The 20,809-nt window shown below is 27.1% G+C and carries 20 protein-coding genes and 2 rRNA genes; 20 read left to right on the top strand and 2 right to left on the bottom strand.

Annotation, left to right across the window (positions count from 1 at the left end; all coding sequences use genetic code 11):
* The 20 genes from BUA62_RS11780 to BUA62_RS09355 form a co-directional block, all read left to right on the top strand.
* A partial coding sequence (locus BUA62_RS11780) for a hypothetical protein (protein ID WP_234970315.1) occupies nucleotides 1–185 on the top strand: 185 nt, incomplete at its 5' end.
* Nucleotides 186–332: 147 nt separating this feature from the next.
* Nucleotides 333–3,617: a glycosyltransferase gene (locus BUA62_RS09445; RefSeq protein WP_072865767.1), complete on the top strand. Its 3,285-nt coding sequence runs from the start codon at nucleotides 333–335 to the stop codon at nucleotides 3,615–3,617.
* 47 nt (nucleotides 3,618–3,664) lie between these two features.
* Nucleotides 3,665–4,546: a glucose-1-phosphate thymidylyltransferase RfbA gene (rfbA, locus tag BUA62_RS09440; RefSeq protein ID WP_072865765.1), complete on the top strand. Its 882-nt coding sequence runs from the start codon at nucleotides 3,665–3,667 to the stop codon at nucleotides 4,544–4,546.
* A gap of 11 nt (nucleotides 4,547–4,557) precedes the next feature.
* Entirely contained in the window at nucleotides 4,558–5,139 is a 582-nt protein-coding gene (gene rfbC / locus BUA62_RS09435; RefSeq protein ID WP_072865763.1) for a dTDP-4-dehydrorhamnose 3,5-epimerase, read from the top strand.
* On the top strand, nucleotides 5,136–6,155 hold the full coding sequence (gene rfbB / locus BUA62_RS09430; protein WP_072865761.1) for a dTDP-glucose 4,6-dehydratase: 1,020 nt from the start codon (nucleotides 5,136–5,138) through the stop codon (nucleotides 6,153–6,155). Before rfbC (BUA62_RS09435) ends, rfbB begins: the two co-directional genes overlap by 4 nt.
* Before the next feature lie 17 nt (nucleotides 6,156–6,172).
* Complete coding sequence (rfbD, locus tag BUA62_RS09425; RefSeq protein ID WP_200782410.1) at nucleotides 6,173–7,048, top strand: dTDP-4-dehydrorhamnose reductase; 876 nt, start codon at nucleotides 6,173–6,175, stop codon at nucleotides 7,046–7,048.
* A 10-nt stretch (nucleotides 7,049–7,058) separates the two neighbouring features.
* Complete coding sequence (rfbF, locus tag BUA62_RS09420) at nucleotides 7,059–7,832, top strand: glucose-1-phosphate cytidylyltransferase (protein ID WP_072865759.1); 774 nt, start codon at nucleotides 7,059–7,061, stop codon at nucleotides 7,830–7,832.
* Nucleotides 7,814–8,752, top strand: a complete 939-nt coding sequence (locus tag BUA62_RS09415; protein WP_072865757.1) for an NAD-dependent epimerase/dehydratase family protein — start codon at nucleotides 7,814–7,816, stop codon at nucleotides 8,750–8,752. The genes rfbF and BUA62_RS09415 overlap by 19 nt, the downstream gene beginning before the upstream one ends.
* Entirely contained in the window at nucleotides 8,739–9,275 is a 537-nt protein-coding gene (gene rfbC / locus BUA62_RS09410) for a dTDP-4-dehydrorhamnose 3,5-epimerase (RefSeq protein ID WP_072865755.1), read from the top strand. Before BUA62_RS09415 ends, rfbC (BUA62_RS09410) begins: the two co-directional genes overlap by 14 nt.
* Nucleotides 9,276–9,284: 9 nt before the next feature.
* Nucleotides 9,285–10,388, top strand: coding sequence for a CDP-glucose 4,6-dehydratase (gene rfbG / locus BUA62_RS09405; RefSeq protein ID WP_072865753.1), 1,104 nt, complete (start codon nucleotides 9,285–9,287; stop codon nucleotides 10,386–10,388).
* Nucleotides 10,376–11,677 (top strand): lipopolysaccharide biosynthesis protein RfbH, encoded by a 1,302-nt coding sequence (gene rfbH, locus BUA62_RS09400; RefSeq protein WP_072865751.1) that lies wholly within the window; start codon nucleotides 10,376–10,378, stop codon nucleotides 11,675–11,677. The genes rfbG and rfbH overlap by 13 nt, the downstream gene beginning before the upstream one ends.
* Nucleotides 11,678–11,679: 2 nt before the next feature.
* Nucleotides 11,680–12,354, top strand: a complete 675-nt coding sequence (locus BUA62_RS09395) for an FAD-dependent oxidoreductase (RefSeq protein ID WP_072865749.1) — start codon at nucleotides 11,680–11,682, stop codon at nucleotides 12,352–12,354.
* Nucleotides 12,355–12,358: 4 nt separating this feature from the next.
* Nucleotides 12,359–13,003 (top strand): endonuclease III, encoded by a 645-nt coding sequence (gene nth / locus BUA62_RS09390; protein WP_072865747.1) that lies wholly within the window; start codon nucleotides 12,359–12,361, stop codon nucleotides 13,001–13,003.
* Nucleotides 13,004–13,087: 84 nt separating this feature from the next.
* Nucleotides 13,088–14,017 carry a flagella basal body P-ring formation protein FlgA gene (locus BUA62_RS09385; protein ID WP_072865745.1) on the top strand — a complete coding sequence of 310 codons (930 nt, stop codon included), beginning with the start codon at nucleotides 13,088–13,090 and terminating at the stop codon, nucleotides 14,015–14,017.
* The gene (locus BUA62_RS09380; protein WP_072865742.1) at nucleotides 14,014–14,625 is read left to right on the top strand and encodes a flagellar basal body L-ring protein FlgH; all 612 of its coding nucleotides are present in this window, start codon (nucleotides 14,014–14,016) and stop codon (nucleotides 14,623–14,625) included. Before BUA62_RS09385 ends, BUA62_RS09380 begins: the two co-directional genes overlap by 4 nt.
* A gap of 12 nt (nucleotides 14,626–14,637) precedes the next feature.
* On the top strand, nucleotides 14,638–15,624 hold the full coding sequence (locus tag BUA62_RS09375) for a flagellar basal body P-ring protein FlgI (RefSeq protein ID WP_072865740.1): 987 nt from the start codon (nucleotides 14,638–14,640) through the stop codon (nucleotides 15,622–15,624).
* The gene (locus BUA62_RS09370) at nucleotides 15,624–15,896 is read left to right on the top strand and encodes a rod-binding protein (protein ID WP_072865738.1); all 273 of its coding nucleotides are present in this window, start codon (nucleotides 15,624–15,626) and stop codon (nucleotides 15,894–15,896) included. The genes BUA62_RS09375 and BUA62_RS09370 overlap by 1 nt, the downstream gene beginning before the upstream one ends.
* Before the next feature lie 96 nt (nucleotides 15,897–15,992).
* The gene (locus BUA62_RS09365) at nucleotides 15,993–16,655 is read left to right on the top strand and encodes a TetR/AcrR family transcriptional regulator (RefSeq protein ID WP_084670773.1); all 663 of its coding nucleotides are present in this window, start codon (nucleotides 15,993–15,995) and stop codon (nucleotides 16,653–16,655) included.
* A gap of 13 nt (nucleotides 16,656–16,668) precedes the next feature.
* On the top strand, nucleotides 16,669–18,795 hold the full coding sequence (locus tag BUA62_RS09360; RefSeq protein ID WP_072865734.1) for an efflux RND transporter permease subunit: 2,127 nt from the start codon (nucleotides 16,669–16,671) through the stop codon (nucleotides 18,793–18,795).
* A gap of 48 nt (nucleotides 18,796–18,843) precedes the next feature.
* A complete protein-coding gene (locus BUA62_RS09355; protein WP_072865732.1) occupies nucleotides 18,844–20,142 on the top strand; it encodes a hypothetical protein in 1,299 nt (432 codons plus the stop codon).
* A gap of 362 nt (nucleotides 20,143–20,504) precedes the next feature.
* Here the strand turns inward: BUA62_RS09355 and rrf are convergent.
* Together rrf and BUA62_RS09345 are read right to left on the bottom strand one after the other, a co-directional pair.
* Nucleotides 20,505–20,618 (bottom strand): 5S ribosomal RNA (gene rrf, locus BUA62_RS09350).
* Nucleotides 20,619–20,651: 33 nt separating this feature from the next.
* A 23S ribosomal RNA gene (locus BUA62_RS09345) occupies nucleotides 20,652–20,809 on the bottom strand; the annotation flags it as partial.

Below are 20,809 nucleotides of genomic sequence, written 5' to 3'. Positions count from 1 at the left end.
AGTCTCACAACCTCGCGAAACATAAATCGAGGAAACGACATTTTCCGGCAAGTGAAAAACTATACTCTAGTTTAGAAATCTTTTTTAAGAGAACAAGTCTCAGGGGGATGTTATCTAAAACTATTTTACCAGAGGTAAAACTTAAAAACAAGCAAAAAATAAGTACTGAAAAAGATGTTCAATAGAAAACTACTAATATAAAACATATAACTAAAAACACATAAATCAATATAAATAAAATATATTTACTTTTCAAAGAGCATATAAATAATAATAATAATCAATAACAATAATATAATTATTCTATACTAATTATACGAGGGGATTGTATCATGAATAATAAAGATTTAATTATGAAATTAATAAATCAAAAAAAATTTAGTGAAGCTGAAGATTTAATAGAAAAAATAAATGATAATTTTCAAAAAAATACTTTAAAAGGATTGCTGAACTTTAATAAAGGTAATTTTTTGGATGCGAAAAGTTTTTTTGAAAAAGCCTTAAAAATCAACTCTGACGATGATGATGCTTTATTTAATTATGCATATGTATTAAAACAGTTAAATAAAGACTTATTTTCGTGGAAATATTTTTCTAGAATAAAAAATAAGGATTGGGCAACATATGATTTGTTAGGTGATATAGAGATAAATAATAGAAGTAAAGCTGCTGGTATTAGATATTACTATCTTGCATCATCTCTCTCTAATGATACGGCTGCAAAGGATAAATATAATTATATTAAGAAAAAGTTTTCTAAAAATTTAAAAATATCTTTCCTATGTTTACCAGGCCTTGAAACTTTTATAAAGCCCATTTATGAATATTTATCATTTCTGTATCCCTCCAAGATTATAATATCAAATAATAGCGAAGAAATAAAAAGCGCCGTAAAATGGGCTGATATTGTATGGTTAGAATGGGCTAACGATATGGCTAGTTTTGTTACTAATAATTTGAATTTAAAAGATAAAAAAGTTATATGTAGATTACACGGATATGAGGTTTTTACAAATAGCCCAGATCAAATCAATTGGGATGTTGTTGATCATTTGTTTTTTGTAGCAAATCATAAAAGAGATTTATTTTATAAACAATTTGGGAAAAAAATAAATATTGGAAAAACCAGTATTTTAAGAAACGGTATAGATTTGAATAAATTTATATATTACAAAAAGAAAAAGCCAGGTAAGAATTTAGCAATTATAGGAAATATTAATTATAGAAAAGGTTTTGAAATACTATTATTGGCTTTTTATGAATTAATAAAAAAAGATAGTAAATACAAATTATTTATCAGAGGTGATTTTCAAGACTTACGATATAAAATGGCAGTAGAAACTATGATAGATGAATTAGGTTTAAATAAATATATAGAATTTGTTCCAAGAGTTAAAAATTTGTCAGAATGGTTAAGAAACATGGATTATATAGTATCTTCGTCTATTGAAGAATCATTCCACTATACAATAGGAGAAGCTATGGCTATGGGATTAAAGCCTGTAATTCATGCATGGAAAGAAAGTAGAAAAATATGGCCAGAAAAAAATATTTTTAGAAATATTGAGGAATTTTTAAATATAATATTAAATCAAGATTATAAGTCAGAAGAGTATAGAGATTTCATTGAAGAAAAGTATCCAATAGAAAAACAATTATGCGAAATCGAGAGAGTGCTTAATAGTTTTGAAATTAATCAGAATATGTTTAAAAACAAAAAAGTTTTAATAACTATTGCTGTGACAAATTATAATTCCGAAAAATATATTCGAGACTTTCTTGATTCTGTAATTACACAAACATATAAAGATATTGAATTAATAATTATTGATGATGCATCTACAGATAATAGCCCTAAAATAATAGAAGAATATGCTAAAAAATATAGCTTTATAAAATTTATTCAACATAAAAACAATAAAGGATGCCCTGATTACGGTAGAAAAGAAGCTTTAGATCTTGCAAAAGGTAAATATATATTATTTTTCGATTCTGATGATATGTTTAATAATAAGGATTCTCTACAAAAAATCGTAGCATTTATGGAGGATAATCCGGATTATGACTATGTTTATTTCCCATTTGAAATTATAGACGAAAATAATAAAAGAATTGGACGATGGGATAACAAGCTATATCCTCCAGAGGATATAATCAAACAAGTTTTTTTCAGATATGGCTCTGGTGTATTAACTATGAAGGGTATTTTTAAAATGAACTTTTTTATAAAAAATAATATAAATTATCCAATTAACGGTACAGCAGGAGATACATTATTATCATTAATCTGTATAAAAAATAATATGAAATATACAAGAATTGATGAAGAAATTATTTCTTATAGAATACATAATACTAATTTTACATTTAATAAACAAAAAAGATTTGATTCAATAATGGATATTATAGAATATATTGTAGATAACTTTCATATAATCAACAAAGACATAAATATTGTTAATTATTTTAAAAATTTATTTTATATATATGAGCTTGAATTATGGAAGCCTTGGGGTATTGATTTTAATATATTTGAATACAACCATATAAATTACTCTAAATTAATCAAATTATTATATAAATACAAAAAATATATAAAATCTTCTGAAGTTGACGAATATAATAATTTTTTACACTATCTTGAAAACTTATATGATAAAAAAAATAAACCTTTGGTAAGTATATTAATTCCAACACATAATAGATTTAAGTTTTTTAAACAAGCTTTTGATTCCGCTTTAAATCAGACATATGAGAATATTGAAATTTTAGTAGGTGATAATTCTGATAACTTTGAAACAAAGGAATATATAGAAAAATTTTTATTTAACTATGATGGTGAAAAAACTATAAAATACTATTATAATGCAAATAAAACCAAAAAAAATGATTTTGGTTTAAGTAATAGTAATTTGTTGTTACAAAAGGCAAAAGGTGAATATATAAGTTTTTTATATGATGATGACCTTATACATAAAGAAAAAATTAGGATTATGATGCATTTTTTTATCTTAGAAAAAAATGTTTCTTTAGTCACATCATATAGAAAATTAATTGATGAAAAAGGGGATTTTATAAACGATAGCATTGCAACGAGGAGATTAGTTGATAAATTAGTTATTTTGAATGGCGAAGAAGCAATACGAAAGTTAATTATGTCAACTGTAAACTTTATAGGAGAACCGAGTACTGTTATATTTAGAAAGAAAGATGTTGAAAATAATACTTTTGCAAAATATAAAAATATTGTAGCTAAAGGGAACTGGGATATTTTTCAATGGGTTAATAATTTAGAAAAAGGAAATTTAGTTTATATTCCATATGCTTTAAATTATATTAGGAAACATAGTAAACAAGTTACGCATAATTATGAATTAAAACTAAATAACTACGAAGATTCATATAATTTGTTAAACATCTTTTTAGAAAATAAAAAAATTTTTAAAGATTATGAAATTTTAAATTTACTCCAAGTTATATATAAATCTTTATTAAACGAAAATATAGATTTTAATAAAAAGAAAAAATTATTAGATTTGTATAAAAAGAAAATATCCAGTATCAAAAACAAAATTATCTCTTTGTCTGAAAATAATGATAGCTCCGAATTAAATTAAAAATATTCTCGATTTTGTACATTTCATATCAAAAATCAGGTGATACCATGCGCAAAGGAATAATCCTCGCTGGAGGTAGTGGAACAAGACTATATCCGTTAACATTAGTAACCAGTAAACAATTATTACCAATATACGACAAACCAATGATATATTACCCATTATCCACCCTTATGCTTGCCGGCATAAAAGACATATTAATAATATCAACACCACATGATTTATCAAACTTTGAAAAACTATTAGGAAATGGGAATCAATTTGGAATAAATATAAGTTATGCAGAACAACCATCACCAGATGGATTAGCTCAAGCATTCATCATAGGAGAAGAATTCATAGAAAATGATGAATGTGCAATGATATTAGGAGATAATATATTCTACGGACATAATCTAACAAAACTACTAAAAGAAGCAGCAGAAAACAAAGGAAGAGCAACAGTATTTGGATATTACGTAGATGATCCAGAAAGATTTGGCGTAGTAGAATTTGATGAAAATGGAAAAGCAATATCATTAGAAGAAAAACCAAAAGAACCAAAATCAAACTATGCAGTAACCGGACTATACTTCTATGATAAAAACGTTGCAAAATATGCAAAACAATTAAAACCAAGTACAAGAGGAGAATTAGAAATAACAGACTTAAATAAAATATATCTTGAAATGGGATTATTAGACGTAAAAATATTAGGAAGAGGATATGCATGGCTTGACACAGGAACAATGGATTCATTATTAGAAGCATCGGAATTTGTAAAAACAATACAAAAAAGACAGGGGATAGTAATATCAGCACCAGAAGAAATAGCGTATCACAATGGCTGGATAACAAAAGAAGAACTAATAAAAGCAGCAGAAAAATATGGAAAATCATTATATGGCAAACATCTAAAAAAAGTAGCAGAAGGAAAGATAATATACTAGGAGCTGAAAAAATGAAAATAACAAAAACAGAAATAAAAGGATTATATATAATAGAACCAACAGTATACGGAGATAATCGTGGATGGTTCATGGAAACATACTCAAAAAAAGTTTTAAACGAAATGGGAATAGAAATAGATTTTGTTCAGGATAATCATTCATACTCAGCAAACAAAGGAACACTAAGAGGAATTCACTTTCAAAACAATCCAAAATCACAAACAAAATTAATAAGATGCACAAAAGGAAAAATATTAGACATAGCAGTAGATTTAAGAAAAGGATCTCCAACATACAAAAAATGGATAGCAGTAGAACTAACAGAAGAAAACAAAAAAATGTTACTAATACCAAAAGGATTTGGTCATGGATTTCTAACAATAACAGACAACGTAGAAGTACAATACAAAGTAGATGAATATTACTCAAAAGAACATGACGGAAGCATAAAATACAACGACCCAGAAATAAACATAAATTGGAACCTTGAAAAATATGGAATAAAAGAACCAATACTATCAGAAAAAGATAAAAAAGCACCATATTTAAAAAATAGCGATTGTAATTTTAAATATCAGGGGGATGAAAAATGAAAATACTAGTAACAGGTGGAGCTGGATTCATAGGAAGCAATTTCATATATTACATGTTAGAAAAATATCCAGATTACAAAATAGTATGTTTAGACAAATTAACATATGCAGGAAACCTATCAACATTAAAAAAAGCAATGGAAAACCCAAACTTTAAATTCATAAAAGGTGACATATCAGATAGAAAATTCATATACGATTTATTTGAAAAAGAAAAATTTGATATAGTAATAAACTTTGCAGCAGAATCACATGTAGATAGATCAATAGAAAATCCAGAAATATTCTTACAAACAAATGTAATAGGAACACAAGTATTAATGGATGCAAGTAGAAAAACAGGAGTAAAAAGATACCATCAAGTATCAACAGATGAAGTATATGGAGATTTACCATTAGACAGACCGGATTTATTCTTTACAGAAGAAACACCAATACACACATCATCTCCATACTCTGCATCAAAAGCAGCGGCTGATCTATTAGTATTAGCATATCACAGAACATACCAACTACCAGTAACAATATCAAGATGTTCAAATAATTATGGGCCATATCACTTTCCAGAAAAACTAATACCTTTGATGATAATAAGGGCATTAAACAATCAAACATTACCCGTATACGGTGATGGAAAAAACATAAGAGATTGGCTATATGTAAAAGATCATTGTATAGCAATAGACAAAATAATACATAAAGGAAAAGAAGGAGAAGTATATAATATAGGTGGTCATAATGAAAAAACAAACCTTGAAGTAGTAAAAACAATACTAAAAGAATTAAACAAGCCAGAAGAATTAATAACCTTTGTAAAAGACCGACCAGGACACGACAGAAGATATGCAATAGATCCAACAAAAATAAAAAATGAATTAGGCTGGGAACCAACAACAACATTTGAAGAAGGAATAAAAAAGACAATAAAATGGTATTTAGAAAATAAACAATGGTGGGAAGAAATAATAAGTGGAGAATATCAAAATTACTATGAAAAAATGTATGGAAACCGATAAAAAAATAGAGGTGCAAAATGAAAAAAATGAAAGTATTAATAACAGGAGCAAATGGACAGTTAGGCCAAGAATTTCAAAAATTATTTGAAAAAGAAAACATAGAATACATACCCACCGACCACAAAACATTAGGCATAACAAAACTAAAAGACATAAGGGAACTAGTAAAAACAGAAAAAAATATAACCCATATAATAAACTGTGCAGCATATAACCAAGTAGACAAAGCAGAAAAAGAATGGGAAACAGCATACAAAGTAAATGGATTAGGACCAAGAAACTTAGCAATAATAGCAAATGAAATAAATGCAGAAATAATACATTACTCAACAGACTATGTATTTGATGGCAACAAAAAAGAACCATATACAATATATGATGAACCAAAACCAATTAACAAATATGGAGAAAGTAAAGTATTAGGAGAAAGATTCATACAAAACATAGCAAACAAATATTATTTAATAAGGGTAAGTTGGGTATTTGGAATAGGAAATAATAACTTTGCAAAAAAAGTAATACAATGGAGCAAACAGAACAAAATATTAAAAATAGCAGATGATGAAATAAGCGCTCCAACATATGCTGTAGATTTAGCAAAAGCAACATATATGCTAATAAAAGAAAGAGCATATGGTTTATATCACATAACAAACACAAAAGCAAGTAGATATGAATGGGCAGAATATATATTAAAAAAAATAAACTGGAATGGCAAATTAGAAAGAGCAAGTAAAGATGATTTCAACTTACCAGCAAAAAGACCAGGATATTCAGTATTAAATAACTTCGGATTAAAAGAAACAATTAATTTGGAAATGCCAGATTGGAAGGATGCTATGAATAGGTTTTTGATTTTGTATATTCGTCATAAAAAAAAAGACATAAAATAGGGGGGAAATAATGAAGGTCGCTATATTAGCAGGAGGATTTGGAACAAGATTAAGCGAAGAAACAACAAAAATACCAAAACCGATGGTAGAAATAGGGGGGAAACCAATATTATGGCATATAATGAAATTATACTCATATTATGGATTCAATGATTTTATAATATGTTTAGGATATAAAGGATACATAATAAAAGAATATTTTTTAAATTATTTTTATCATATGAGTGATATAACTATTGATTTATCTGATGGAGGAGTAAAAATACATAATACTTATGCGGAAAATTGGAAAATTACTTTAGTTGATACTGGTTTAAACACTATGACTGGAGGAAGAATAAAAAAAATAAAAAAGTATATAGGAAATGAGACATTTATGCTTACATATGGTGACGGTGTAGGAAATATAAATATAAAAGAATTGGCAGATTTTCACAAGAAACATGGAAAATTATCCACATTAACAGCTGTACAACCATCAGGAAGATTTGGAGCTCTAACATTAAATGAAAAAAATGAAATTAAACAGTTTATAGAAAAACCCGCTGGTGACGGAGCATGGATCAATGGAGGCTTTTTTGTATTAGAACCAGGAATTTTTGATTATATAAAAGATGACACAACAATATGGGAAAGAGAACCTCTTGAAAAACTTGCAGATGAAGGTAATTTATATGCATATAAACATTATGGATTTTGGAAACCTATGGATACATTGAGAGATAAAAATGAGTTAGAAAGATTATGGCAGGAAGGTAATGCTCCATGGAAAATATGGGAATGAAAAAGACACTATTAATAACTGGTGGAACCGGATTTATAGGTAAAAACATAACTGAAAAAATAAGAAATGATTATAATATAATAATAATTTCTAGAAGAAAAAAGGAACCTAAAAATGGAATCCTTTATTATCAAGGAGATATACGAAATATAGAAATATTTGAAAAAATAGTTTCTGAAAACAAAATTGATACTATCATACATCTAGCTACTTATTATAAACCTTCGCATTCTTTATTAGATGTATCTGAAATGATTGATACAAATGTAAAATCTGTAAATAATATACTTGAAATTATGAAAAAATATAAAATAAAAAAATTAATTAATACAGGGACATGTTTTGAATATGGGATTAAAAAAGAAAAAATTACTGAAAGCACACCACTAAATCCTTGGAATTTATACGCCGAGACAAAAATATTAGCTGAACATTTGATAAATTATTATGTAAAAAATACAGAAATAAACGCTATAACTTTAAGGCTTTTCCCTCCTTTTGGTATATACGATAATCCTAATAAACTTATTCCATACATAATATCAAAAGCCTTAAAAAACGAAGAAATAGAACTTACACCGTGTGAACAAAAATGGGATTTTATATATTCGGAAGATATAGCCTATTCATATAAGAAAGCTTTAGAGTATGAAATAGTTGAAGGGCATGAAATATTTAATATAGCTTCAGGAAATGCGATGGAATTTAAAGGGATAGTAGAGTACATAATAAAACAAACAAGATCTAATTCAATAGTAAAATTTGAAAAGCCCTATAGAGAAAACGAAATAATGTATCTTGAAGCAAATATTAGTAAGGCTAAAAATATTTTAAATTGGACTCCAAGATATACTATATTTGAAGGAATAAATAAAACAATCAACTATCTGAAAGGCAGAGATCGTTATGGAAATAATTAAAACTAAATTCGAAGGAATATATTTAATAAAAACAAATTTTTTTAAAGATTTTCGAGGGGTATTTAACAAAGTATTTAACTATAATATATTTAAAAAATCTGGTTTAAATTCTGAATTTAAAGAATTTTTTTATTCCATTTCACAAAAAAATGTAATCAGAGGAATGCATTTCCAAGTTCCACCCTATGAACATGAAAAACTTGTATTTGTATCTAATGGTTGTATTATAGATGTTGTTGTTGATATAAGAAAAAATAGTGAAAATTTTGGAAAGTTTTTTGCAATTAGATTATGCTCAGAAGAAAATTTAGCTATTTATATATCAAAAGGTTTTGCTCATGGTTTTTTATCTTTGGAAGATAATACAATTGTAAATTATTTAACAACTTCAATATACTCAAAAGAGCATGATTTCGGAATTAAATGGAATAGCTTCAGATACAATTGGAGTGTAAAAAATCCAATTGTATCTGAAAGGGATAATTCTTTTCCAGAATTGAAAGAATTTGATAGTCCATTTTAGGAGGTAAATATGTTTAAAATAAAACAATTCTATAAAAACAAAAAAGTATTAGTCACAGGACATACAGGATTTAAAGGTTCATGGCTAACAATGTGGTTATTAAAAATGGGAGCAAAAGTAATAGGATATGCATTAGATCCTTATACTCAAAGAGATAACTTTGTGTTATCAAATATTTCAGAAAAAATAATAGATGTACGTGGGGATATAAGAGATTATAATAAATTGAAACAAGTTTTTGAAGAATATAAGCCGGAAATTATTTTTCATTTAGCGGCGCAACCATTGGTTAGATTATCATATGAAACTCCACGAGAAACATTTGAAACAAATGTTATGGGGACAGTAAATGTATTAGAAGCTTTTAGAAATACAAGAGAATGTAAAATATTAATTAACATTACATCAGATAAATGTTATGAAAATCAAGAATGGATATGGGGATATAGAGAAAATGATCCAGTTGGTGGATATGATCCATATAGCGCAAGTAAAGGAGCAAGTGAAATAGTTTCAAATGCATACTTAAGGTCTTTCTTTAATCCAAATGATTTTAAAAATCATAATAAAGTAATAGCTACAGTAAGAGCAGGAAATGTAATAGGTGGAGGAGATTGGGCAAAAGATAGGATAATTCCTGATTGCATAAGAGCATTAGAAGAAGATAAACCAATAGAAATTAGAAGTCCTCAGGCAATTAGACCGTGGCAACATGTACTTGAACCGTTAAGTGGCTATTTACTTTTAGGTACAAAGTTAATGGAAAATCCAGAAAAATATAGTGGTCCATGGAATTTTGGACCACAATTAAATTCGATAATAACAGTAAAAGAAATAGTAGAGAAAGTAATAAAACATTATGGAAAAGGTAGTTGGAAGGATTTATCAGATAAAAATCATCCGCATGAAGCAAAGTTATTGAATTTAGATATTAGCAAAGCTAAATTTTATCTCAATTGGGAACCAACATTAAACATAGAAGATACAATAAAACTAACTGTGGAATGGTATAAAAATTATAAGAAAAATGATGTATTTGATTTATGTATAAATCAAATAGAATATTTTGAGAATAAAATAAAGTGGCTGGAGGATAAAAAATGGAAGAAATAAGAAAAGAAATAATAAACCTCACTAAAAAATATGCAAAAAATAAAATAAAAAAAGAGTTTATTCCTGGAAAAACAACAATACCATTTGCTGGAAGAGTATTTGACGAAGAAGAATATATAAATCTTGTAGAAGCATCTTTAGATGGATGGCTTACAACAGGAAGATTTGCGGAAAAATTCGAATATGAATTTGCGAAATTTTTAGGAATAAAAAGCGTAACATTAGTAAATTCTGGATCATCTGCTAATCTTTTAGCTTTAACAGCATTAACCTCCAAAAAACTTGGTGATAAAAGAATAAAACCTGGTGATGAAGTAATTACTGTAGCAGCAGGGTTTCCAACAACGGTAAATCCAATAATACAAAATGGAGCAATTCCAGTATTCATAGATGTTGATATACCAACATATAACATAAAAGCAGAAGAAATAGAATCTGCTATTACAGAAAAAACAAAAGCTATAATGATAGCACATACATTAGGTAATCCTTTTAATTTAGATGAAGTAATGAGAGTAGCTAAAAAACATAATTTATGGGTAATAGAAGATACATGTGACGCACTTGGTTCAACATATGATGGGAAGTTAGTAGGAACATTTGGAGATATAGCAACAGTAAGCTTTTATCCTGCACACCATATTACAATGGGTGAAGGAGGAGCAATACTGACAAATAATCTGCAATTAGAAAGATTGGTAAAATCATTTAGAGACTGGGGAAGAGATTGTTATTGTGAACCAGGGTTCAGTAATACATGTGGAATGAGATTTAAACAACAACACGGAACATTACCATTTGGATATGATCATAAATATGTATATTCACATATAGGATATAATTTGAAATTAACAGATATGCAGGCTGCAGTTGGCGTTGCACAATTAAAAAAATTACCAGAATTTATAGAAAAGAGAAAAAGAAATTTCAAATTATTAAAAGAAGGTTTAAAAAAATATGAAGATTATCTTATATTACCAGAACCAACTCCAAAAAGTGATCCTTCATGGTTCGGATTTCCAATAACCATAAAAGATAATGACGAATTTTCACGTTGGGATATAGTAACTTATTTAGAAAAAAATAAAATAATGACAAGAATGTTATTTGGAGGAAATTTAACAAGACAACCGGCATATGCAGATGTGAAATATAAAATTCATAAAGAGCTAATAAATACCGATATAATAATGAATAATACGTTTTTTATAGGTGTATATCCTGGTATAACCGATGAAATGATTGAATACATAATAAATACATTTGAAAAGTTTTTTGAGGAGTTGTGATTATGATAATTACATCAAAATGTATAATAACAGATGTTATTGAAATATCGGAAACCTTAAAATTATTTGAATTTGAAATAGATAAATATATGCCGTGGGAACCTGGAATGTTTTTGCATTTAAATTTAGATTCAAGTAAATTTAATCCTGATTGGAGTAACTCAAGACCTTTTTCATTTGCCAGTTACGGAGATAAAAAAGCAAAAATTTTAGTTAGAAAATTAGGATATTATACAAATAGAATGTTTGATGAAATGAAAATAGGAAAAGAATTTTATATTAGATATCCATTTGGTGATTTCTTTTTAAATGATAATAGAAATAAAGTATTAATAGCCGCAGGTTCGGGTATTTCTCCTTTTATGAGTTATATGGATTATATAATAAAAGAAAATATAAAATCACAAAATTATTTATTCCACTCTGTTAAAATAGAAAAAGAGTCAATAGATAATTATTATTCAGTTCCAAAAAATGTGATTTTGAAAAAATTTGTAACTCGTGAAAATACAAAAAATATACCTAACAGACATATTGAAAAAAAAGATATTTCAAACTTAGAGAATAGAAATACTTTTGACTATTATATATGCGGAAGTGAACTGTTTATTGATAAATATAGAAATATATTAGAAGAAAATAATATTAAAAATATTTTTTATGATTATTGGAGTTGAAAAAATGCAAAAAAACAAAAAAGAAATAAAAAAAATACTGGAAATATTAGAAAAAACATATCCTAATTCCACAACAGCACTAAAATATAAAAACACATTTGAATTATTAATTGCTGTAATGTTATCAGCTCAAACTACAGATAATCAAGTAAACAAAGTAACTCCAACATTATTTTCAAAATTCAAAACACCAGAAGATTTTGCTAAGTTAAAACCAGAAGAACTGGAAAAGTATATAAAAGGTGTGGGATTATATAAAACAAAAAGCAAGAATATAATAAATACGTGTAAGATGTTATTAGAAAAATATAATGGAAAAATACCAGAAACAAGAGAAGAATTAATAAAATTACCTGGAGTTGGAAGAAAAACCGCAAATGTAATGTTAAGCGTTGCGTTTGGGAAAGATGCTATTGCTGTGGATACACACGTTTTTAGAGTAGCAAACAGAATAGGTCTGGCAAATTCAAAAAACGTAAAAAAAACAGAAGAAGACTTAATGAAAAACATTCCACAAGAGTTATGGAGAAAAGCTCATCATTGGTTAATATATCATGGAAGAAATATTTGCAAAGCAAGAAATCCGGAATGCAAAAAATGCCCAATCAAAGAATATTGTGAATATTATAAGAAAAATGGCGGCGTCTGAAATTCAGACGCCATTTTTTTAAGGATTTATACCCTCTTTTATTGAAAAAATAAATGATATATAAATGATTGTGTGGTGAGAAATTTGAAAAAAATACTTTTGATCATATTGATAATTGTTTCTTATTTATATCTTTTTGCCGAAATAACTATACCTGCTACAATAGCCTCTAATGATAAAATTTTTTCTTTAAAAGATATTTTTCCTAATATTAAAAACGACAGAACCTTAGCTTTTTTCTCTACAAATTCTATTACATATGAATCTTCAATGATTAAAAACTGGATTACATCAACAACAAACATCAAAGATATTTCATTTGAATCAACAATAATTACTATATATTATATAAAAGAAAAAAATAATGAAATTAATACAATCAACAATACAGAAAAATTTTTAAAAACATATTTTGAAAAAAACTTGATTAAAGACTCTCCAAATGCAACTATAAATGATTTTGAACTTAGTAAATATATGAAAGATACCATTGTTTCAACAATACTCAATCTAGATTATAGAAGATCCATGAATAATATTTATGGAAATTTTTTAGTCCTTGATGATTTGAATTTAAAAAAATATATATCCTTTAAAGCTAATGTTTCCTGTTTTGACTATGTCTATATATCAAAAAACAATTTAAAATTTAAAACCCCTCTAAACTTTAATTTAGTAGAAAAGAAAAAGATTGATATATATTCTTTAAACATGAAACCGTTAATTGCTAAACCTGAAGATTTAATAAAATTCCAAGCAAACCGAACAATACGCAAAGGCGAAATAATTTTTGAAAATGCTGTAAAAAAAATCCCCGATGTAAAAGCTGGACAGGTCATACCTGTTGAAGTTTATTTTGATGGTGTAAAAATATTATCCTGGGTTAAAGTTTTGAATGAGGCTATAATAGGAGAAATAATTATGGCTCGTAATGAAAAAACTGGAATTTTAATAACTGGAAAATTATATCCTGGCCCCAAATTGATAATCAATATAGGAGGTAACCAAGAATGAAAAGAATTTCTATTTTCTTAATACTTTTATTAGTTTTTTCTATTGGTTTTAGTGACTCATTATGGAAAAAAACAAAAGTTAATAATCTTCTTTCAAATCCTGAAAAAAATTATTCAGTTGGAGATATAATAACAGTAGCTGTTTCTGAAAATCCTTCTTTAAGCTTGTCAGATGACAATCCTGATCCTTTTTCTGGTGTAATGGGTACTGTTGGCGCTATTTTCAACACTATAGGAAATATTGATTTAATGAAGTTTTTTCCTTTGGGAGCAAATAAACCTGAAGATGTAAAAGTTACAAATAAAAAGGCTTCTTCTCAAAGTAAAGCTTCTGTAAACCTTTATGTTTCAGCTGAGGTTGTAGAAATTTTGGATAATGGTATTGTAAAAATACATGGAGAAAAGGAATTTAAGGTGGATTCACAGAAAAAAATAATGATAATAGAAGGGTATGCCGATCCATCTAATATAAAAGATGGTGTTATAGATTCAAAAAATTTGGCAAATGCAAAAATATGGTATCAAGGTGATACCGATTTACAAAAAGATCCTAACAATAAAACGTGGCTAGCCTGGTTATTATCTGGAATTTCTAACTTATTTTTCTAAGGAGTGATTGATGTGAAAAAAGGATTTTTGTTATTTTTATTAATTATTTTAACTATATCTGTTTTTTCAGCTGTACGACTTAAAGATATCGCATACTTTAGAGGAGCAAGGGATAATCAGCTATTTGGTATAGGTGTTGTTACTGGACTAAATGGAACTGGCGATTCCGGAAATGTAACATCAGAATTACTTTCAAATATGATGAAAAATTTAAACATAAATCTTCAAAATGCTTTTACAACAAAAAATTCCGCAGTAGTTTTTGTGTTTGCAGATATACCCGCATTTTACAAAGAAGGGATGAAATTAGACGTTACTATTACTGCTGCTGGAGATTCTAAAAGTTTAGAAGGCGGATTCCTCATTCAAACTCCTTTATACGGTGCTGATGGTCAAGTATATGCTGTAGCTCAAGGTAGTGTTTTAACTGGTGGTGCCGAGGTCAGCACAACTGCTAACCTTCAAAAAAGAAATAAAGTTGTAGGAGTGATTCCTCAAGGTGCAATTGTTGAAAATGAGATCCCTGCAACAATTGTGTCTAAAAACACTGTTACAGTATTACTCAGAAACCCAGACATTACTACAGCTGCAAGAACCGCATTATCTATAAATGCACAATTTGGACAAAAGCTTGCAAAAGCTGTTGACCCTTCTTCGATAAAGGTGAATATTCCAGATGTTTTTTCAGATGATTTAATTTCTTTTTTAGCATTAATTGAAGAAGTTGAGATAGATCCCGATTCTAGGGCAAAAATCGTTATTAATGAAAAAACAGGAACTATCGTTTTCGGGGGAAAGGTTAAAGTTGCAGATTTTACTGTTAATTATGGAAATTTTGTTATTTCTGTTGACAATGGAAAGGTTGGAGATAGTGATGCTACCATTTACAATCTTGTAAATGCTTTAAAGGCTGCTGGTGCCACTCCACAAGATGTTATAGCTATTATTCAAAACTTATCAGCTGCTGGATATTTATATGCTGATGTGGTGGTGATGTGATGATATCTTCAGTATCTTTTATGGGAGCAATAAGAAATAATTATAATAATGTAAAAAAAGAAGATGTCGCTGCTGAATTAGTCGGTTCTGTTTTTTCAAAGGTTTTTAAAGATATGTATAATTCGGATGTTTTTAAGAACAATTTATTGCCTAAATCTAATACAGAAAAATGGTTTAGAGAAATGTTGATTGATCAATATTCTGTAACTATCGCAAAAAATAATATGAAACCTTTAGTTAATGAAATTTTAAAGGCTTATCAAAAACCTTAATTTATATTTAATATATTTCAAAAATACTTTTTTAATAATCTGAAATAGAAGTGTTTGTATTTTATCAACACTTCTATTTTTTTATTTATATAATCTATTATTGACACACGAAAAAATAGTGATATAATTAAATCGAACGTTCGTTCGAAAGGAGGTGAAAATATAACTAATATCAAAGAAAAAATACTAAATTCTGCTATTAATTTATTTTATAAAAAAGGTTTTGAAGCGACAGGGGTTAGAGAAATTGCTAAAAAGGCAAAGGTTAGCACATCAATGATAAATTATCATTTTGGATCTAAAAATGGGATTCTTGAAGAAATAATGGAAATATTTTTTTCTCAAATGAATGAATATCTTGACAAAGAACATGTAAAGGAAAAAGATTTGGAAATTAGACTACGTTTAGCCATTAAATCATTAATTAATGCTTTAAGAAAGAATGAAAAGATGTTTAAAATAATAATGCTACATATACCTGAAGAAAATACAAAATTGGTTAATCTACGTGCTAAAAAACTTAAAGAAATTATATTTAAAAAAATATGGATTGATGACTTTAAAGGATTTGAAAATAGCGAAGGTATTAGATATGACATAATAGGACCTGCATTAAGTGGCATTATTTTCTCGCATTTTCTACTAAAAGACTTAATTCCTCAAATTACCAATTCAAATATTGATAATGAATTTTACGAAGTTTATCCAGATTATATTGCAGACATCTATTTGTATGGTGTATTAAAAAAATTAAAATAAAGGAGATGATGTTGTGGAAAAATATGTTGATTTTATATTTAAAAACAGAAAAAAACTATTGATTTTGCTCGCTCTAATAAATTTAATAGCGCTAATTGGTTTAATCAATATTAAAATAAATGTTGATATGAAAACATTTTTACCCTCGGATTCAAAATATTTAAAAAGCTACAGTATTATTGAAAAAAAATATGATCTTTCAGATCAATTAATTGTTATGCTTGAATTAGAAAAAAATCCTTTATCTGATTTGGATACATATAAAAAAATATGGTCTTTACAAAGAAACCTGGAAAATATTGATGGTGTAAATTTTATATCAAGTCTTTTTCCACAGACATTACCAGGATATAACATAAAAACCTCTAAGGATATTACTGAAAACTTTTTAAATAAATTAAATGAAATAACTTTATTTAAAGATAAATTTTTTAAAGAAAAAGATGGAAAATATTATACACTATTAACCATTCCATTAAAAAGTGATGATTTAGATGTTGTAGAACAAATAGAAAATATTTTAAAAGATGTAACATATTATGGATCTGGTTCATTATTCTTTACTAAAAAATTATTTGATTATTTGTTGAGATTATTTATTTTCTTTCCACCACTTGCTTTTATAACAATGCTTATAATTTTTTCATTACAATTAGGATCAAAAAAAGTTGCGTTGTTTTCTGTTATTCCTGCTGGATTAGGAGCGTTGTGGACACTAGGATTAATGGGTTGGTCTGGAAGAGATTTGAGTATTGCCAGTGTATTGGTTCCAATATTTACAATAATTATGGGTAGTGCAGATGGTATGCATTTTTTAACTCATTATATAGAATATATAGAAAAAGGTGTTGATAAAAAAAGTGCTATAACTGAAACATTAAAAAGTACTGGTATAGCAATGATAATGACTACTATTACTACGATAATAGGATTTCTGTCTATGATTTTTATAAATTCTAATATGATGAAAGAAATGGGACTTTGGGCATCGTTTGGAATAGGATTTGCCGGAATTGCAACTTTATATATTTTACCAGTTATAATCTCTGGAAATGTTGAACTAAAAAGAAAAAGAACGCATATGTTTGATGTATCTTTTACAAAAAAATTTTGGAATAAAAAAGGTGTATTTATATACTTAGTTATAATATTAATATTTGCATTATCAATCCCTTTTATTACTGTAAAGTTTGATCAAATATCTATGTTTAAAGATTATACAAAAGTAAAAAAGGATTTTAATAAACTAAATTCAATATTCCAATTTAACATCCCTGTTATGATTGATTTTCAAACTTCAAAAGAACCTTTAGATAAAATATATTATAATGAAATGAATAATTTAAAAAAAGAATTGCAAAACGAAATAATTACATTTAATTATCCACAAGAAATATTAAATACTATGGGAAAAGAATTTTTTAATTTTAAGGTTTATCCAACCCCTATTCAAGTGCTCATCATAAAAAATGCGTTAAAAAATAATCAATCTGTTCCATTATTTAGCTTAACCTCTGGTAAAAGTTATTTAGGAATAATAACAACTGTAGATAATTCCAAAAATACGCTTATAAAGGTTAAAAATACAATAGAAAAACTAAAAGAAAAAAACATATTTAAGGATATAATAATTACCGGAATGCCTTATGTTTTTAGTGAAATGAATACTACTGTTTTAAATAGCCAAATGCAAAGTATCTTAATTAGTTTGATATTGGTATTCATTTCAATATTTATTATGATACGAAATATAAAAATAGCCTTTTTTGGTATAATGCCATTATTAGGTGCCTTAATTGTTGAATTCGGTACTATGGCATTATTTAAAATACCATTAAACATACAAAGTGCCTTAATGGCAAATATTACAATTGGTGTTGGTATTGATTATGCTATTCATATGATAGGTACCTATAGATATTATAAAAACAAAAGTAAAAATGCAATAGAAAAAACTTTTAATATAGTTCAAAAACCTATTATGGCAAATGCTTTAGGGTTAGCATTTGGCTTATCCATTCTAAACTTTTCACCGTTTACTTTTCACACATATCTTTCAATAATAATGTGGGTTGGTATGATCAGTGCATCAATCTTCACATTAATATTATTGCCATACTTTATGAAATATGATAAATAATAAAATTATGATATAATAATGATGAAAATACTTATTTGGAGGTGGATTATGAAAAAATTTATATTTATTTTAGTTATTTTTATTTTTTCTCTCGATATATTCGCAAATATTTATGATGTTATTCCTCAAAATTCTAAGGCTGTTATTGTCTTAAATAACGCTAAAACCGTATATTCCGACTTAAAAACTGTTCCTCTTTTTGGAAAAATACTCGACGATCCAACATATGCAGAAACATTAATAACAGGTATGATTGATGCTTATATTCAATCTCTTGAAATGGAAAGTGACGAAGTCTATGCGGGTTTTGAAAATAATATCGGATTTTTTATTATAGAACCCAAAGATAATGAATATGATTTTGGTATTGTTCTTGGTCCTTTAAATAATGGAAACAGATATATTGAAATTTTAAGTAAGGTTATTAACGCTTTAATGCCAGAAAATAATTCAAATATTACTTTTTCTTATCTTATAAAAAAGAGTGATTTACAGGATTATTTGATAATAACCACAAATAAAGTTGCTTATGAATCTTCAAAATTAAAATTTATTCCAAAAAAACGATATAATGATACAGGAATCTATGAAGAAATTAACACTAGTTCTATAAAAGGATACGGTTTTTCTAATGTAAAAGATGGATATTTATATAGTAAATTCAACCTATTAACAGATAGTGAAATAGCTCCAGGTAATATAAATATTGAAAAATCTAAGTTTTTTGGTTTATATTTTTCAAAAACAACTTATTTGCCAAAAAATGTTTCATTTGACTTAAACTCATTTGGAATGAATATACCTGATAAGCTATTTTCTGCTATTTTAGAAAAAGCGGAATGGGCTGAACAAAGTGGAACTATAAATTTAAAAACTAATGAAGAAACAGGTGATATTATTTCAGAAGATGTTATAAAGGTTATGATTAAAACAAGTATAACTATCAAAGAAATAGAAGTACTTATCCCTGAAGACACAAAAACAGAAAAATTAGGAAATGATTATATAAAAATCACTAAGACTCTGGAAAGTACTGTTGTTTCATTATTCCTGTGGAAAGATAATGATATTTTATATATTTCAAATGTTGATAAAAACGAATTAAATAAATATGAAAAACAAGCTACAATTTTATCTGAAAACAAATTATATAATGAATTAAAAGAAAAAATACCTAATGCAAATGTTGGAACATTATTTTTTGACTTAAAACCTTTAGTTAATTTCTTAAAAGATTATTTAGGTGTCGAAGGTTTAGATGGAGAATTTGGAGGATTAGGAAATGCAATAGCAACCAAAACTCCTGATGGAAAAAATGTTATTGAATTCAATTTTGTAATGAAATAATAAAAAGCGGGTCTCAAAGGAAGACCTGCTTTTTATTATATATTTATGATCTTGTATTTGTCAAGTGAACGGAGGACGTGATTACAATTGAAAAATGGCTCTTTCCAAATAAACTTACTAATAAATACAATAAAAATATCTCATATATTAAATATTGATTTAAAGAAGCTATTTAAATTTTATTTTCTAATTTTATAAAAAAACAAAAAAGTAACAAATATTAAAATGACAATAATTAATACTAAAAAAGCAGCCAAAGGATGGCTGCTATATTAGATATTTAAATTATCATTATTAATTTTGTATTATTACTATTATTATAAATCATATACTGCTCGTAGAGCTGCAATGAAAAATAAAAAGAGGGGCGCTACCTACTCTCGCATGGATTTCCCATACTACCATCGGCCCAGATATGCTTAACGGTCGGGTTCGGTATGGATCCGCGTGTTTCCATATCTGGTTTCTGCACCCCTCAATACTCATTCACATGTGCATAGTTACTTAATAAGGTCAAGGCCTCGGGCTATTAGTACCGGTCGGCTCAATACATCACTGTACTTACACCTCCGGCCTATCTACGTCCTAGTCTCGAACTGCCCTTAACTCCGAAGAGTGGGAAACCTCATCTCGGGGCCCGTTTCCCGCTTAGATGCTTTCAGCGGTT

The organism is Marinitoga hydrogenitolerans DSM 16785 (assembly GCF_900129175.1).
GTDB lineage: Bacteria > Thermotogota > Thermotogae > Petrotogales > Petrotogaceae > Marinitoga > Marinitoga hydrogenitolerans.
This window is presented reverse-complemented; position numbering and strand designations above follow the sequence as displayed.

Excerpts from the sequence above, each read along its gene's own strand:
- nth (WP_072865747.1), top strand. The coding sequence starts at position 12,359 with ATGCAAAAAAACAAAAAAGAAATAAAAAAAATACTGGAAATATTAGAA.
- rfbC (WP_072865755.1), top strand. The coding sequence starts at position 8,739 with ATGGAAATAATTAAAACTAAATTCGAAGGAATATATTTAATAAAAACA.
- rfbC (WP_072865763.1), top strand. The coding sequence starts at position 4,558 with ATGAAAATAACAAAAACAGAAATAAAAGGATTATATATAATAGAACCA.
- rfbA (WP_072865765.1), top strand. The coding sequence starts at position 3,665 with ATGCGCAAAGGAATAATCCTCGCTGGAGGTAGTGGAACAAGACTATAT.
- BUA62_RS09415 (WP_072865757.1), top strand. The coding sequence starts at position 7,814 with ATGGAAAATATGGGAATGAAAAAGACACTATTAATAACTGGTGGAACC.
- BUA62_RS09355 (WP_072865732.1), top strand. The coding sequence starts at position 18,844 with ATGAAAAAATTTATATTTATTTTAGTTATTTTTATTTTTTCTCTCGAT.
- BUA62_RS09380 (WP_072865742.1), top strand. The coding sequence starts at position 14,014 with ATGAAAAGAATTTCTATTTTCTTAATACTTTTATTAGTTTTTTCTATT.
- BUA62_RS09445 (WP_072865767.1), top strand. The coding sequence starts at position 333 with ATGAATAATAAAGATTTAATTATGAAATTAATAAATCAAAAAAAATTT.
- rfbF (WP_072865759.1), top strand. The coding sequence starts at position 7,059 with ATGAAGGTCGCTATATTAGCAGGAGGATTTGGAACAAGATTAAGCGAA.
- rfbD (WP_200782410.1), top strand. The coding sequence starts at position 6,173 with ATGAAAAAAATGAAAGTATTAATAACAGGAGCAAATGGACAGTTAGGC.
- rfbB (WP_072865761.1), top strand. The coding sequence starts at position 5,136 with ATGAAAATACTAGTAACAGGTGGAGCTGGATTCATAGGAAGCAATTTC.
- rfbH (WP_072865751.1), top strand. The coding sequence starts at position 10,376 with ATGGAAGAAATAAGAAAAGAAATAATAAACCTCACTAAAAAATATGCA.
- BUA62_RS09370 (WP_072865738.1), top strand. The coding sequence starts at position 15,624 with ATGATATCTTCAGTATCTTTTATGGGAGCAATAAGAAATAATTATAAT.
- rfbG (WP_072865753.1), top strand. The coding sequence starts at position 9,285 with ATGTTTAAAATAAAACAATTCTATAAAAACAAAAAAGTATTAGTCACA.
- BUA62_RS09395 (WP_072865749.1), top strand. The coding sequence starts at position 11,680 with ATGATAATTACATCAAAATGTATAATAACAGATGTTATTGAAATATCG.